This is a genomic window from Paenibacillus algicola (assembly GCF_005577435.1).
Lineage (GTDB): Bacteria > Bacillota > Bacilli > Paenibacillales > Paenibacillaceae > Paenibacillus_AQ > Paenibacillus_AQ algicola.
Genome location: NZ_CP040396.1, coordinates 2,776,958 through 2,792,964, shown reverse-complemented (window position 1 = coordinate 2,792,964; position 16,007 = coordinate 2,776,958). Strand labels below are relative to the sequence as shown.

Genomic DNA, 16,007 nt, shown 5'->3' with positions numbered 1-16,007 from the left:
ATCATGTTAAAACAGGCCATGTTCATTCATGGAGAGTGGATTACTGCTTCTGACACCATGGAGGTGATCAACCCGGCTGACGGCTCTGTTCTGGGGCATGTTCCTCGGGGAGGTCAAGATGAAGCCGTTCGGGCTGTGGATGCTGCTGCGGCAGCGTTCAAGAGCTGGTCGTCACTGACGGCAGGAGAGCGCGGAAGTCTCATGCGCCGCTGGCATGATCTGATCAAGCAGCATACGGAGGAGCTGGCTGAGATCATGACCCTGGAGCAGGGAAAGCCATTGAAGGAAGCAGCGGGAGAGATTGCATATGCTAACAGCTTCATTGACTGGTATGCGGAGGAAGGAAAGCGTATCTATGGTGAAACCATCCCGGCCTCAGCTGCAGGCAAAAGAATCTTTGTCACGAAGCAGCCGGTTGGCGTTGCGGCAGCGATCACGCCTTGGAATTTCCCGGCTTCGATGATTACGCGGAAGGCCGCACCCGCCTTGGCGGCGGGCTGTACGGTCGTGATCAAGCCTTCCGAAGAAACCCCATACACGGCGCTAAAGCTGGCGGAGCTGGCCCATGAAGCCGGCATTCCGGCGGGCGTGATCAATGTCGTGACGGGAAGCGCAGCGGAGATTGGAGAAGCCTGGCAGAAGGACAGCCGGGTACGAAAGCTCTCTTTTACCGGCTCTACAGCCGTGGGCAAGCAGCTGATGCAGGGGGCAGCCGAAACCTTGAAGAAAATTTCTTTGGAGCTTGGCGGTCACGCTCCCTTCATAGTGACGAATCAGGCGGATCTGGATAAGGCTGCGCAGGGTGTCCTATTGTCCAAATTCCGCAATGGTGGTCAAACCTGTATCTGTGCCAACAGAATCTATGTTCAAGCCGAAGTTGCAGAGGAGTTCTCCCGCAAAGTGACAGCTCTGGCTTCCAGGCTGAAGGTTGGCAACGGAATGGAGGATGGGATTGACATCGGGCCGTTAATTCACGATGAGGCAGCGCGCAAGGTGCGAGATCACATTCAGGACGCTTTAAGAAAGGGAGGCAGGCTTCTCACGGGTGAGCAGCCTGGCAGCAATACTAGTACGTATATTTCTCCCACCATCATTATGGATGCCACAGATGATATGCTGTGCATGCAGGAGGAAACGTTCGGACCGCTCGCGCCCATTACGGTGTATCACACGGAGGAAGAGGTTATTGATCGGGCCAATAACAGTCCCTACGGACTCGCGGCATATGTGTTCACAGAACATCTGGGAGAGGCGGTACGAATCTCCGAAGCGCTGGAGTATGGTATTGTTGGAATTAATGATCCGCTACCATCCACAGCCCAGGCACCCTTTGGCGGATTCAAGCAAAGCGGTCTTGGCCGTGAAGGCGGTCATTACGGGATTGAAGAATATGTGGAAGTGAAATATATTTCGCTGGGGCTGTAAGGGTCCCGGCTTTGTTTGTGAAGAGGGAGGGGAAGGGCATTTGAGCTTTCATGAGCAAAAAATACTGCCGGCAGCGAAGCAGATCAAAGAGCTGGAGCGTATACTGGAGAGTCCCTATGCCTGCGGTGTGCTGCTGGATACGCAAATGTCACGGCTGGGCCAGCTGTATCGGCTCATCCGGCAGACACAAAAATCCATGCTTCTGCATGCCGATTTGATTCAGGGGCTGAAAAATGATGAGTACGCTGCTGATTATTTATGTCAGGAAATTCGGCCGGACGGTTTAATTTCGACTCGGTCCAGTGTTATTATGAAGGCAAAGCAGAAGGGCATCACCGCCATTCAGCGGGTGTTCATGCTCGATACATTGGCGCTGGAGAAGAGCTACGCATTGCTTGAAAAGACACAGCCGGATTACATCGAGGTGCTGCCAGGGGCCATGCCGCACATGATAGAAGAGGTGCGCTTGCGTACAGGCATTCCCGTCATCGCCGGGGGCTTGATTCGTTCGCCCCAGCAGGTGGAGGAGGCAATCCGGGCTGGAGCACGGGCCGTCACCACCTCAAGCAGAGAGCTGTTTCAGCATTATCTTCCGTCTTGATAACGTTTACATTGTTGTGAATGCAATAAGCTAGGTGAAAGGAGATTGAGGATGGAGAAATACATACTTGCCTTGGATCAAGGCACCACCAGCTCCCGTGCCATCTTGTTCAATCAGGAGGGCGCAAGTGTATATTCCGCTCAAAAGGAATTTCCGCAGTATTTTCCTCAGCCGGGCTGGGTGGAGCAGAATGCGAATGAAATCTGGGGCTCCATTCTGGCGGTCATTGCGACCTGCTTGTCAGAGCATGGCATTCAGACAGAGCAGATCGAAGGGATTGGCATTACGAATCAACGGGAAACGACCGTGGTGTGGGATAAGGAAACCGGAATTCCCATTTATAATGCGATCGTCTGGCAGTCCAGACAGACCCAGGATATTTGTGACCGGCTCGCCCGGGAAGGCCATCAGGAGACCATCAATCGTAAAACAGGTCTACTGATTGACCCTTATTTCTCGGCGACCAAGATCCGGTGGATTCTGGATCACGTAGAAGGAGCACAGGAACGGGCAGAACGGGGGGAATTGCTGTTCGGAACGATCGACAGCTGGCTGATCTGGAAGCTGTCCGGCGGTAAAGCTCATGTGACAGACTACTCTAATGCTTCACGTACGATGCTGTTTAATATCCACGAGCTTGTCTGGGACGATGAGCTGCTAAAGCTTTTAAACATTCCGAAAGAAATGCTGCCAAAGGCTTCCCCATCTTCCGAGGTGTATGCCAATACGGTTAGTCATCACTTTTTTGGGCGGGAGGTGCCGATTGCCGGGGCGGCTGGCGATCAGCAGGCAGCCTTGTTCGGGCAGGCCTGCTTTTACAAGGGGATGGCGAAGACGACATATGGTACCGGCAGCTTCATGCTCATGAACACTGGAGAGCAGCCCGTGCAGTCCAAGCACGGTCTGATTACGACGATTGCATGGGGAATAGATGGCTCCGTCCAATATGCGCTGGAAGGGAGTGTCTTTGTTTCCGGCTCTGCTATTCAATGGCTCCGTGACGGGCTGCGCATGTTCCGCGAGGCTAAGGACAGCGAGGCTTACGCGAGAAGAGTAGACTCTAGCGACGGTGTATATGTTGTGCCGGCCTTTGTCGGGCTGGGAAGTCCATACTGGAACAGTGAGGTGCGGGGCGCGGTGTTTGGATTGACCCGGGGCACTACGAAGGAGCATTTTATCCGGGCAACCCTGGAAGCCCTCGCATATCAGACCTGTGATGTGCTGTCTGTCATGGAGCAGGATAGCGGCTGCCCTATAGAAACGCTCCGGGTAGACGGAGGCGCGGCTTTGAATTCATTTCTGATGGAGTTTCAAAGCAATATACTGAACGTGCCGGTTGAACGGCCTGTGATTAGTGAAACAACAGCTCTGGGAGCCGCTTATCTTGCCGGCCTGGCGATCGGGTTTTGGAAGGATCAGGAAGAGATCAGCCGCAAATGGAGCAGGGACCGACTCTTTCAGCCTGCCATGGAGCCGGCACGACGGGAGCAGTTATATTCAGGCTGGAAGAAAGCTGTAGCTGCTGCCATGGCTTTTCATTAAGCAATGCTGTAGTCAATACGGGAGTCGGCGTGATATAATGAGTCACAAGTTAATATTCGTCAGGAGACCTGGAGAGACCACATGACGCGGACCGTACTTGATTACAAGAGGTACCGCAGTGCTTGTGGTCTCTTTTTTTGCGTTATGTTGACTCATGCTTCAGATCAGGAGGAGATCCCATGAATTTTTCAAGCTTGAAGAGGAAACACATTTTTTCTACTATGGCTGACTCTGCGTATGATTTGATTATTATTGGCGGAGGGATTACCGGCGCAGGCATTGCTCTGGACGCAGTAACCCGCGGGATGAAGGTGCTGCTGCTGGAGATGCAGGATTTTGCTGCCGGCACGAGCAGCCGATCTACCAAGCTGGTGCACGGAGGCCTCCGGTATTTGAAACAGCTGGAGGTGGGTATGGTGGCAGAGGTCGGGAAGGAACGAGCGATTGTGTATGAGAACGGCCCTCATGTTACCACACCGGAGTGGATGCTGCTGCCTATTCACAAGGGAGGGACCTTCGGCAAGCTCAGCACTTCGATCGGCTTAAAGGTATATGATTTTCTTGCAGGCGTAAAAAAAGAGGAGCGTCGTTCCATGCTGACAGCAGCACAGACGCTGCAGCGGGAGCCGCTTCTGAAGCAGGAAGGGCTGAAGGGTGCCGGCTACTACGTGGAATACCGGACGGATGACGCCCGTCTTACACTCGAGGTGCTGAAGGAAGCAGAAGAGCGGGGTGCCGTCGTGCTTAATTACGTCAAAGCGGAATCACTAAGGTATGATGCGCACGGACATCTGACCGGGGTGACCGTGAAGGATATGACGGATGGGGAGCTTCAGAACGTGCATGGCCGCAAAATTGTCAATGCGACGGGGCCTTGGGTGGATCAGATTCGCGAGCTGGATCAGTCCAGAAAGGGAAAAATGCTGCAGCTGACCAAAGGCGTTCATCTCGTGATTGATCAGAGTCGGTTTCCGCTGCAGCAGGCGGTGTATTTTGATACGCCGGATGGCAGAATGATGTTTGCAATCCCGCGAGATGGCAAGACCTATGTGGGTACGACCGATACTCTCTATCAGGAGGATCCGGTTCAGCCTCATATGACGGAGGAGGACCAGAGTTATATTTTGAATGCCATTCAGTTTATGTTCCCGCAAATTCAACTGACGGCGCCAGATGTAGAGTCTAGCTGGGCAGGGGTACGGCCCTTAATTGGAGAGGAAGGGAAGAGCCCTTCTGAAATCTCCCGAAAGGATGAAGTGTGGGAATCCCATTCCGGTCTGATTACGATCGCTGGCGGAAAGCTTACAGGCTACCGGAAGATGGCGGATATGGTGCTGCAGCTCGTCACCCGAAGAATTGCAGAAGAGGGCGGGCCTGCCTTTGAGCCTTGTCGCACGAAGCACCTTCCCATTTCCGGAGGCCACGTTGGAGGGTCTTCAGGATTTCAAGCTTTCATCCAGGAGCAGACTCAAGCCGGGATACAGCTTGGCGTAGAGGCTGAACTTGCTCGGAGCTGGGCGCAGATGTACGGCTCCAATGCGGGAGTGCTGTATCAGCTGTCCCACCAGCATGGCTCTGAAGGCGCGCAATACGGGCTCCCTGTCGCTGTGTATATTCCACTGCTCTATGCGATGATCCACGAAATGGCGGTAAAGCCTGTCGATTTCCTGATTCGGCGCACCGGCTCGCTGTTATTCAATATCCGCTGGACACTTGCGTGGAAGCAGCCGGTCATTCAGTGCATGGCTTCATTCCTCGGCTGGAGTGAGCGACAGCAGGAAAGCTACGCGCAAGAGCTGGAGCGCGAGATCGAAAGAGCGGTCCATGTCGTCGATAGTAAGTAAGCCCTTCCTTATGGTAATCTATACTAGTCAAATGATGAGAAGAGGAGGGAAAGTCGATCATGAATCTGAAGGCTTATGAAGGTCAATATCAGGGCGAGCCTGCGGTATGGCTCAAGTGTGAATCCTATGAAGCGGCGATCCTTCCAGGAGTGGGAGGCAATCTGATTGCCTTCCGGGACGTGGATCAGGGATACCGCTTCTTGAGAGAACCGCAAGAGGGGAACATGGAGGAGTTCAAGCAAAATCCCGGTGTACACGGGATTCCAGTGTTGTTTCCGCCCAATCGGTATGAGGATGGGAAATTCCCTTGGAATGGGCAGATGTATCAGTTCCCTATAAATGAGGAAGCGACGAACAACCATTTGCACGGTTTTTTGCATACTATTCCTTGGGAAGTTGAGGATTACGGTGTCACTGGGCGGGAGAGCTACGTGACCGTCCGTGTGACGGTGAATTCGCAGCATCCGGTGTATTCCATGCTTCCACACGAGTTTACCTTCAAGCTGACGTATACCCTAAGCATGGACGGACTTTCTCAACGCGTGTTTATCCGGAATGAAGGAGATCAGCCGATGCCGTGTCTGCTTGCCTTCCATACGGCGGTGAATGCACCGTTTCATGTTGACAGCAGCCCTGAGGATTGTGTGGTCAGGCTAAGTATCGGAGAACGGTGGGAAATGAGTGAGCGGATGCTGCCTACCGGGCAGCTCCAGAGCTTGACGCCCGAAGAAGAACAGCTGAAGGGGGATGGGGTAAATCCGTATTTTGCCGGATTGGACAACCACTATTCCGCCGCGCCGCAGCAGGGGCGAAACACGATGGAGCTGACAGACCGGCGAATCGGCAAGACGCTCGTCTACGATGCCGGTACGTCCTACAAGCAATGGATGATCTGGAACAATGGCGCCTGCAAGGAGTTCTTCTGTCCGGAGCCGCAGATCAATCTTGTGAATGCGCCTAACGTGGAGCTGCCGCCTGAACAAATCGGGCTGTATGCGCTGAACCCGGGTGACATCTGGGAGGAAACGTCCCGCTTTTATCTAAAATAGACAGGTCAAAGGGCCGCTGCTGCAGAATGTATGAAGATTCTGCAGCAGCGGCCCTTTGCGGTTTAGCTTAGCTGACAGGCTGCTTGCTCGAAGCCAGGAACCGTTTCAGCGGCTCTTGTCTCCAGCGTGGAATTCGAAGCACCTTGGCGGTCGGGGATTTCTCCCCGAAATAAATAATACCCTGCTCTACCTCTGTGATCTTATCGACATTCACGTAGCAGCTTCCTCCGACATTGTAAAATTGCTTGCCAGAGAGAAGGGCGGTCATTCGGTCGGCAGACATTCTTTTCTTTATATTGTAGTTCTTGCCGTGGAAGCTGACCAAGCTATGAGATCCGGTCTTAAAGAACAGAATGTCCGTCTCCACCACGAAGTCCTCATAAATATTTCTGGAACCCGGCGCGTACATTATCATTCTGATTCCCCCTTTAGGACAGTATCCTTATTTGGTAACGCTTACATGGTAACATGTTTTGCAGGAAGGGGAAAGAGTTTTTTCCAAAATGGATATCTTAAGTTCTCCTTTTCTCAGCATTAAAGAAGGTCCCGTTACGAACACGGGACCTTCTTCGCCAATGCCTCTGAATCCTTATTTACTTGGTGGAGTCGGATGGCTGTTCTGCCGCTGGGCTTTCTTCGGCTGCTGGCTCCTCCGCCTTCTCCAGGGTGTTCGTAATCTTCGCCTTGCCTTTCAGCTCCTGAATATAGGTTTCGGACTGCTGCATGGCCTGGGAGGTTTCGAGCTGAGTGCGTAAAGCCTCCTGCTTGTCCTCCAGCGTCGGATTCACAGCTTCGGTGCGGTCGGTCACGAGTATGATATGAAATCCGAAAGAGGATTCCACCGGCTCTTTGCTGTACGTGCCCTTTTCCAGCTTGAAGGCTGCTTCAGAGAAGGCCGGATCCATCTGTCCGACTTCCTGGAAGAAGCCGAGATCCCCGCCTTTATCTTTCGTCGCGTCCTCATTCTTCTCGGCAGCGATGGCCGCGAAATCGGCTCCCTCATCCAGCTGCTTGATCACCGCCTTGGCTTCTTCCTCGGTTTCCACCAGAATGTGGGAGGCACGAACCTGCTCCGGCGAGGAGAAGTTGTCTTTCACCTGATCAAACATTTGCTTGACTTCATCTTCTGTGACGTTGATTTTGTCTCCGAGGAGCTTCTTCATCTTCAACTGCTCCATGCTCTGTTCTTTCAAAATGTCCAGAGTCAGGCCATTCTGCATCAGCACATTATTAAACTCTTCCTCGGACTTGAACATGCTCTTCAAGGATTCAATCTCTGCAGTTACCTCGGCATCGGTAACCTCAATGGACTGCTTGGCGACCTCTTGGTTGATAATCTCTTCTGTAATGAGGCTATCCAGGGTCATCTCTCCGCCGGCTTCAACGAGAGAATCGTACAGATCCTGCTTCGTGATGGCGACGTTATTCACAGATGCCACCGGCTCGCTGCTGGTATCCTTCTCAAACGGGCGGACAATTAATACTACGATGAGCGCTGCAGCAAGCACAATGGAGGCCACCATCCAGCCTTTCCCACCTCCGCCGTTCCCCCCGGCGCGTGCTTCTTCCTGAACAGGCTGACTCGAAATGGCTTCCTGGCTCCCGTCTGCTTCTGCTCTGCGGACCTCATGAAGCTCCTGCTCCTCTACAGAGGAAACAGGCTTCTGCTCCTGCTCCAGGTTTTCCTCATTCTGTCCGCCTAGGCTGGACTGTGATTCGTTCTCTTTCATGTACCATGGACTCCCTTCGAGACTTAAAATGATAGGTTTTATTGATCTTTTGTATCACTTTACCAGATTTAAAGAGAACTTACCTTAAGAATTCATAAAAAATTACAGCACCAGCATTCCGGCGATCCCGCACAAAATCCCGAGGGCCACTACGGAGAGAATGACAAACCCTAAGACCTTAGCCGGAAAAGATTTCCGCAGCATCAGAAGAGAGGGAAGGCTGATCGCCGGGAGTGTAAGAAGCAGGGCAGCAGCAGGCCCGGTTCCTAATCCGAACGCCATAAAGGATTGAATGATCGGGATCTCAGCGGCTGTTGGAATTACAAACAGCATTCCCATAACAGCAAAGAAGAAGATCATGATAAGGTCATTGCCTGCCGTCTCTCCAAGATGAGGGAACATCCAGACCTGCAGGGCACCCAGGATCAATACAGCCAGCACGTAAGCGGGAATCACTTTGAGAAGCATGCTCGCCATGTTGGACACCCAGCGCTTCCACCAAGGCTCCGCTGCCTGATCTCTTTCACTAGCTTCAACGCTGTGAAGGTCCGCGACCGCCTTGGGGTCCGCGAAACGGTTAGCCAGATAGCTCACACCGAAGGTAAGCAGAATTCCGAAGAACAGCCGCAGCAGCGTAAACTTCCACGATAGCACAAATGTCATAAAAACAAGCACGGCCGGATTCAGCGTGGGGTTGCCGATCCAAAAGGCGAGCGCAGCGCCCGTGGACACCTTCTGTTTGCGCATTCCGATCGCAACGGGTGCCGCGCAGCAGGAGCACATCATGCCGGGCAAAGCGGCGAGGCCGCCCGCCGCGGTGCTTCCAAAGGTGGTCTTCCCGAGCACCTTGAGCAGCCATTGGGAAGGCAGCATGCTCTGGAGCAGTGTCCCGAGCAGAATTCCGAGCACCGCCGCTTTCCAGACCGCCTTGAAATACAGAAGGGCATACTCCCAGGCCGCCTGCAAGGAAGGCGTGCCCGCGCTCCGCCCGGCATCCAGGATCGATGTGCCGATGCTGCGTTCTGCTGCGGCAGACAAGGCTTTTCCATAGTAGGGCCACCATTTGACATAGGTCAGCCCGGCAATGGTAATCAAAACAAACAAAACGGCCAGCCAGACCGTCTTACGGCGGTGCTGTTGACCGATTGGGATCAAGGCTTTTGGACCTGACACTTCCTATCAATCCTCCAAGTATAAGATGTTTCAAAAATAAGAACGACTCATTATATCACATCACACACGCCTAGTGGTTCCAATGCGCATGGTACAGCTGTTTCATGGATCATCCCGGGAGTAACATGGACTTCACATAAGGATTTACATATAATAATAGAAGTCTGATTTTCGTTGATGAAAGGAAGTATCCCATATGAATCCATCCAACAACATTAAGCTAACCTCGCTTTCGTCCAAAGGCGGCTGCGGCTGCAAGATTGGCCCTGCCGATCTGGCAGAGGTCATTCGCACATTGCCGCCCGCCGAGCCGAATCCGGACCTGCTGGTCGGACTTGATACGAGCGACGATGCCGGCGTATACCGCCTGAGTGACGAGCTGGCCATCGTGCAGACCGTTGATTTCTTCACCCCGATTGTCGATGATCCATATTCCTTCGGCCAGATTGCAGCCGCCAACGCAATCAGTGACATTTATGCTATGGGAGGCACACCGTTAACGGCTCTGAATATTGTGGCGTTTCCGATTTCAACACTGGACAAGAGCATCCTGTCTGACATCCTAAGAGGAGCCGGGGACAAGCTGAAGGAGGCAGGAATTACGCTCGTCGGAGGGCATTCCATTGATGATAAAGAGCCGAAATTCGGTCTGGCCGTTACCGGAACCATTCATCCCGGCAAGGTCCGCACCAATGCCGGAGCCAAGCCTGGAGACAAGCTGGTACTCACGAAGCCGATCGGTGTCGGTATTTTATCCAGCTCCATCAAGAAGGATCTGCTGAGCAAGGAAGAGGTGGAACGCCTGACCGCAGTCATGTCACAGCTGAACAAAATAGCTGCCGAGGTGATGGCTCATTACACCGTACATGCCTGCACTGACGTGACAGGCTTCGGCTTGATGGGTCATGCGCTGGAGATGGCGAAGGGCAGCGGCACCGGCATTACGATAACCAAGTCAGACGTGCCCCTCCTGCCAAGAGTAAGGGAGCTGGCTGAGGCCGGCGTCATTCCGGGAGGAACGAAGAATAACCATGAGCATGTGAAGGGCGATGTCGATTTCCCGGACGAGATGGATCAGATTGACCGCTGGATTCTGTGTGATGCCGTAACCTCTGGCGGATTGCTAATCTCTGTACAGGGCGATGAAGCGGACCAATTGCTGCAGCAGCTGAAAGAGAGAGGCCTGGAGGCCGCTGTCATTGGCCGTGTCGGGGAGGAGCACCAAGGAAGAATCACCGTTGAATAAGACTACTTATTTTCTTGGATCAGGCAAAGGAGCATAGACATGTTTCAAGACATAACCGTTGAAGAGTGGCTCCAGCAGAAGCATCATAAGAGCATGACCTTGATCGATGTGCGGTCGCCGTCCGAATTCCGGGAATACACCATTCCCGGCAGTGTGAATATCCCGGTGTTTAACGATGAAGAGCGGGCAGAGATCGGCACCCTGTACAAGCAGGTCAGTGTGGAAGCAGCCAAAGACCGGGGACTTGAGATTATGTCCGCCAAGCTGCCTTCCTTTATCCGTCAATTTAGAGAGCTGGAGGGCGATAAGGCCGTATTTTGCTGGAGAGGCGGCATGCGCAGCCGTACGGCAGCTACGGTGCTGTCGTTAATGGATGTTCACGTCAAACGAATCCAGGGCGGGATCAAGGCCTATCGGAAGCTGGTTGTAGACACACTGGGAAGCATCTCGTTAGATACAGAGGCCATCGTACTGCACGGCTTTACTGGCACTGGCAAGACAGAGGTGCTGCAGCAGCTGCAAGCCGAAGGCTATCCCGTATTGGATCTTGAAGGGCTCTCGGGGCACCGGGGCTCGATCTTTGGCCATATCGGGCTCCCGTCATACAATCAGAAGATGTTTGACGCCCAGCTGTTTGAGCGTTTACAGGAGCTGTCTGCAAGCCCATATATAATTATGGAAGCAGAGAGCAAGCGAATCGGCAAAGTCATCCTGCCGGATTTCCTTATGAATAAGAAGGCCGCAGGATCAGCGATTGTGCTGCAGCTGCCGCTGGAGCAGCGCGTGGCACAGATCATAAAGGATTACCGGCCGGAGGAGTATAAGGAGCAGTGCATTCAGGCTTTTTTGCGGATTAAGGACCGGATTCACACCCCGATTGCAGCGGAAATTCATAAGTCTCTGGAAGAAGACCGGTTTGCAGACGCTGTCCGTCTGCTGCTGCTTCATTACTATGACCCCCGCTATGATCATACCTCCCAGATGTATGGGGAAGGGAGTAAGCTGGAGCTTCAAGCAGACAGTGCAGAAGACGCGGCTGCCCGGCTTAAAGAAATTCTGGCTGCACGATTCCAGCAGCATACCTCATAAAGGCCCGGGGGCGCCTCATGGTTCAAATGAACCTCAAGGCGCCCCGGGCTTTTATTATCTAATATTAAGGTAAGGTTTTCTCCGTGAAGCCTGACGGTGAAGCAGTCATTGTCGTCCCATCCGAAAAGGTTACATTCACTGGAGAAGAGGACATATTATATACAACGTAGGTGCTGCCATGCTCCGGATGCTTGTATACGGCGTATAAAGGGGTGTCGGCTGTGATGTCCTTATTCTGCGTGCCCCGCTCGTTCAGCATGGAGATCCAGGCATAGGCATGAGCTTTGGAGCTGCCGGCCTGGGCTGCAAATAACGGAGCCGTATTTTCAAAAGCCTTCAGGGCTTCCTCGGGCTGAGAAATCGCCTGATACATATATACAAGGTCTCGCAAGCCTTCTTCGTCCCTTGTGTCCTGCTCATCTTGACGCAGCTTTGTGAAATGGCGCTCCGCGAGCGAAGGGGAAGCGGTCAAATACAAGGAAGAGCCGCTAAAGGGCAGCCAGTTCGCAGCCTGAACCTCTGCCGGACGGGTGGACCATAACGTGGAGTCACCCTCGGTTTTGCCGCCCCAGATCGCCGCAGCTCCCGCCGGCGTAAAGTCATCGTGAAAATGCGTCTGATCGGCATCAAGCCAGTATTGAAGAATAGCTTGCATTTCAGTCGTGTACAAATAAATACCGAGATTCCGAATCGCTGGATCCCGGGTAGCCTCACCCCAAAGGATCAGCGAAGACCAGGCATTCATGACTTCACCGGAGGCTGCATTGTAGTTCCCGCTGCCGTAACGAGCAGCTCCGGATGACCAGGAATGGCCGGCATAGGGATCAAATACCCGGAGAAAAGGAAACAGGGCATCCTGCCGGTCAGGGCTTGCCATATCGCGGATGAGCAGGTCTACCATGCCGCCGTAGCTGCTGTCTGACGCCCATTCCGGATTATGGCGGGCCAGCTCTGCGGCTGCTTTGATGAAATATCCATTCACAATGTGATGATCATTCAGCTCACTGTCACTGCCCAGACTCGCCGGATAGCCAATGAGTGTGCTCCATGCGAAATCGTAATAGAAATAGCTGGAGGGATAGAACAGCTGATCCCGGTCTTCATCGGTATATGTGAGCCAGTCCTCCAGCATACCCTGAAGCTTCTGCTCAAAAAAAACGGCGGCTTCACTCTCCCCGGAGTCCTTGGCCAGCGGGAGAAGGGCTGTCAGTCGGCCAAGCTCCTTGGCTGCCGAATATGAGTCGGCGGCGCCGGTCTCCGGCTCATTCCGGGCTTCCTCCAGCAAAGCTTTCATTGAGGAAAGCTGATCCTCACCGACCGCCGGAAGGGCGGGCAAAATACCATGATACTTCATAACTGTCGTGAAGCGGTCTCCCTCCCCGGTGGCCAGATCCCCGCGCACAGAAGCATAACGGTAGGGAAGGGGATCTGTATCTGTGTACTTCCACTGATGAGGATACATCGTGAACAAGGTGCCGGACCGAAGGCCTTCTTTCGGCTCGGTTGTGAAGCGGTAGGTTGAGGTAACCTCACTCTGCTCTTCATCGTATGTCCAGGACACCTTGGTATCTGTGATATGGGAGTAGGCATATTGCTGGAACTTCTCCAATGTAGCGGGCCGGTTGTCCGGCAGCACGGCAATCGAGAAGTAATCCTTGCCGTTCAATTGGTTGACCCATTCCTGGCGGTCTAGACCGATCCAGGTGCTGCCTGTCGGCCCGAACAGGCCATAGTGGGACCCGTTGACCGTGATGCCGAGCACGGAGCTGCTGCGGCCGCCGTACCAAAGCTCGGGTGTCTCTTGAAAGATCAGCTTGGGATTTCCTCCGGCATATGTGAAATACGTGAACGGAGATCCGTGCCCGTAGCTGACCTTCATCTCATGCTGGCCTGACTCATATTGGGCGTCCACGAACCAGTCACTGTAGCCGGCCACCCGGGCCTCGGGAAACTGGCTCTCGCCGGTATGTCCGGCAATAAAATCTCCGTCAACCGCCATTGTACCGTCAATGACCGTGGGCTCTTGAAGAAGATGGGGTCCGGGATGATAGATCCGCAGCCCTTGCGGTTCATGCCGGACAGCCAGCGGATGCGGATACTGTGCTTCGGAGAAGGAATCCCAGAGAAGGCTGCTCCACCATTGATTCGTAGGGACCGGCTTGTTCAGCAGATCCTCGGTTATGTATTGCTCGGCTTGCAGCGGCATGGCTTCGGCAGGCGTGCCTGCAGAATAAGAGCCGGACCCGGACATGATGCCGGCGGCATGGACACTGGAAGGAGCAGCCGAAAAGGCAGCGGCGGCCATAGCCAGCACACTTGAAAGGGCGGTCTTGTACCAGAACTTGTTTCTCATTCATAAACCTCCTGAATCAATCAAATCATATTCGTTTAAGAAATACTGAACGTCAGACCGGCACGGCTTCATGAAACGGCTGCAGAGGAGGGAGACTTACATCATGCAACCAAGCCCATATATATCTACCCGAATTGCAGCTCTTTGGACCATCTCTTTGTGCAGCGCACTTCTTTTTGTTCTGCTGTCGTCCTGGGTCATTGCCGGGGGGGAGCTGCAGATTAACCCGTGGTTACAGGAATTTCAGGCCCCGATGTGGACATTAGGGGCCCGGCTGCTTACCTTCATCGGCTCCAAGGGTCCCATCATTGTGATTGCATTGTGGGTGGTCTGGTATCTTTATGCCGCCGCAGGCAGAAACGGCGAGATCAAGCTGTTTCTTCTGGTGCTGCTGGGATCAGAGGCTTGGAATGTGGTGCTGAAGCTTTTGTTTCACCGGGTCCGGCCCGATGTGAACCGCCTCATCGAAATTACCGGCTACAGCTATCCCAGCGGGCATTCCATGGCGGCTTTTTCCTTATATGGAGTACTGTGTTATTTGCTGTGGAGCCGCTGGAGCGGGTGGAAGGGGCGGCTGGTTCTGCTTGCTGCCAGCAGCCTGATGATCTTGGGAATCGGAATGAGCCGCGTCTACCTTGGCGTACACTATCCTAGTGATGTCGCAGGAGCTTATGCTGCAAGCTTGTCCTGGCTGCTCTTCTGTATCGGGTTCTATGAATATAAATGGCTGGAGCGATCGCCGGCAAAAGCATCCTGATCCTCCTGCTGAAGAGAAACCCTCATTCTGTCCAGCCGGATCAGAGGTGCATCGCAATTTGCATGTAACCTGGTATACAATGAAGCATGCATATCGTAAAAAGGGGGGCTAATGATGGCCTTTGGCGCAAGAATGGCAAAAACAGGCCTGGCGGTCACGCTGGCCCTGTACATAACGATGCTCCTGGGGCTTCAATCGCCGGTTGTTGCCGCAATTGCTGCAATTTTCGCCATGCAGCCGTCGATTTACCGGTCTTGGAGATATTTTCTCGATCAGCTTCAAACCAGCACGCTGGGTGCGGTCATCGCGGTGCTCTGGGGAACGTTCTTATCAAATCAGCCGATCTCCGTCGGGCTGGTATGTACACTGGTTATTATGATTTGTATCCGGCTGAATATGGGCGAAACGATCGGCCTGACGCTGGTCACCGTCATTTCCGTGATGGAGGCCTCCGGGCAGTGGGATTTTGCGCTCAACCGGTTCATCATGACGCTGGTTGGTATTTTTTCTGCCTTTTTCGTAAATGTCTTTGTCTTTCCACCCAAGCCGAAGGAGCAGTATTTCAAGCAAATCCAGAATGTATTTGTCAAAATGTCGCTGCTGCTTCGTTCCGCCATTTCGCATGAAATGAAGGACTCTGTATACCGGGAAGAGCTGAAGCAGCTGGGCGGAGCCATTAAATCTTTGAGCGACAAGTATGCTCTGTTCGAAGAGGAACAGAAGAAGCTGAAGCGCCCCAAGTACAGTCAGTCGCGTCAGCTGGTCGTATACAAGCATTTGCTGGAATCCCTCCAGAAGGGCTATGATATTCTGACTGCTGTGCATAATCATTATTTTCAGGCCCAGCGATCGCCGGAGCTGGATCAGCGGCTGGACGAGAATCTGGAGCGGCTGATTAAATTCCACGAGCATATTTTATGGAAATTCGAAGATAAGCTGAAGCCGAACGCGGAGGAGGCAGAGCATATGGCCTTTGAGAATCAGCGGTTTATGGATGATATGTCCACAATTGTACCGGCGTCCTCCTCCAGCTTCCGAATCGCGGTGGTTGCGGCGGCGATGTATGATTACGGTCATATGCTGGAAAGGCTGAATCAGGTAGCGGATCATATCTCCCGCTTTGTTGACCGGAAGAAGGATGGCCGCAGTATTTTGGCGTGGCTGAAAAAATAAAGAGCTAAACAACGAGGGGGGAGTC

13 protein-coding genes are annotated in these 16,007 nt (G+C 53.3%); 9 read left to right on the top strand and 4 right to left on the bottom strand.

From position 1 onward, the window contains the following. The first annotated feature begins 3 nt into the window (after window positions 1–3). From E6C60_RS13040 to E6C60_RS13020, 5 genes are all read left to right on the top strand, one after another. Window positions 4–1,425, top strand: coding sequence for an NAD-dependent succinate-semialdehyde dehydrogenase (locus tag E6C60_RS13040; RefSeq protein ID WP_138226244.1), 1,422 nt, complete (start codon window positions 4–6; stop codon window positions 1,423–1,425). 40 nt (window positions 1,426–1,465) lie between these two features. Then, entirely contained in the window at window positions 1,466–2,026 is a 561-nt protein-coding gene (locus tag E6C60_RS13035; protein ID WP_138226243.1) for a glycerol-3-phosphate responsive antiterminator, read from the top strand. Between the two features lie 51 nt (window positions 2,027–2,077). Beyond that, complete coding sequence (gene glpK / locus E6C60_RS13030) at window positions 2,078–3,568, top strand: glycerol kinase GlpK (protein WP_138226242.1); 1,491 nt, start codon at window positions 2,078–2,080, stop codon at window positions 3,566–3,568. 221 nt (window positions 3,569–3,789) lie between these two features. Then, complete coding sequence (locus E6C60_RS13025) at window positions 3,790–5,412, top strand: glycerol-3-phosphate dehydrogenase/oxidase (protein WP_325053156.1); 1,623 nt, start codon at window positions 3,790–3,792, stop codon at window positions 5,410–5,412. Window positions 5,413–5,471: 59 nt separating this feature from the next. Further along, window positions 5,472–6,461, top strand: a complete 990-nt coding sequence (locus E6C60_RS13020) for an aldose 1-epimerase (RefSeq protein WP_138226240.1) — start codon at window positions 5,472–5,474, stop codon at window positions 6,459–6,461. A 67-nt stretch (window positions 6,462–6,528) separates the two neighbouring features. Here E6C60_RS13020 and E6C60_RS13015 read toward each other — a convergent pair whose 3' ends face one another. The 3 genes from E6C60_RS13015 to E6C60_RS13005 all read right to left on the bottom strand — a co-directional run bounded on the left by E6C60_RS13015 (window position 6,529) and on the right by E6C60_RS13005 (window position 9,364). Next, entirely contained in the window at window positions 6,529–6,876 is a 348-nt protein-coding gene (locus tag E6C60_RS13015; protein WP_138226239.1) for a LytTR family transcriptional regulator DNA-binding domain-containing protein, read from the bottom strand. Between the two features lie 178 nt (window positions 6,877–7,054). Continuing rightward, the gene (locus tag E6C60_RS13010) at window positions 7,055–8,191 is read right to left on the bottom strand and encodes a peptidylprolyl isomerase (RefSeq protein ID WP_138226238.1); all 1,137 of its coding nucleotides are present in this window, start codon (window positions 8,189–8,191) and stop codon (window positions 7,055–7,057) included. Between the two features lie 102 nt (window positions 8,192–8,293). Beyond that, on the bottom strand, window positions 8,294–9,364 hold the full coding sequence (locus tag E6C60_RS13005; protein WP_138226237.1) for a permease: 1,071 nt from the start codon (window positions 9,362–9,364) through the stop codon (window positions 8,294–8,296). Between the two features lie 196 nt (window positions 9,365–9,560). On the opposite strand from E6C60_RS13005, the gene selD reads away from it, so the two are divergent. Together selD and mnmH are read left to right on the top strand one after the other, a co-directional pair. Next, the gene (gene selD / locus E6C60_RS13000; RefSeq protein ID WP_138226236.1) at window positions 9,561–10,610 is read left to right on the top strand and encodes a selenide, water dikinase SelD; all 1,050 of its coding nucleotides are present in this window, start codon (window positions 9,561–9,563) and stop codon (window positions 10,608–10,610) included. A 39-nt stretch (window positions 10,611–10,649) separates the two neighbouring features. Beyond that, entirely contained in the window at window positions 10,650–11,699 is a 1,050-nt protein-coding gene (gene mnmH / locus E6C60_RS12995; protein ID WP_138226235.1) for a tRNA 2-selenouridine(34) synthase MnmH, read from the top strand. Between the two features lie 64 nt (window positions 11,700–11,763). Here mnmH and E6C60_RS12990 read toward each other — a convergent pair whose 3' ends face one another. Then, window positions 11,764–14,052, bottom strand: coding sequence for a glycosyl hydrolase (locus E6C60_RS12990; protein ID WP_138226234.1), 2,289 nt, complete (start codon window positions 14,050–14,052; stop codon window positions 11,764–11,766). Window positions 14,053–14,155: 103 nt separating this feature from the next. Here E6C60_RS12990 and E6C60_RS12985 point away from each other — a divergent pair, with 103 nt between their 5' ends. Further along, window positions 14,156–14,809, top strand: a complete 654-nt coding sequence (locus tag E6C60_RS12985; protein WP_138226233.1) for a phosphatase PAP2 family protein — start codon at window positions 14,156–14,158, stop codon at window positions 14,807–14,809. Between the two features lie 114 nt (window positions 14,810–14,923). Continuing rightward, window positions 14,924–15,982, top strand: a complete 1,059-nt coding sequence (locus tag E6C60_RS12980; RefSeq protein WP_138227795.1) for an FUSC family protein — start codon at window positions 14,924–14,926, stop codon at window positions 15,980–15,982. The last annotated feature ends 25 nt before the right edge of the window (window positions 15,983–16,007 follow it).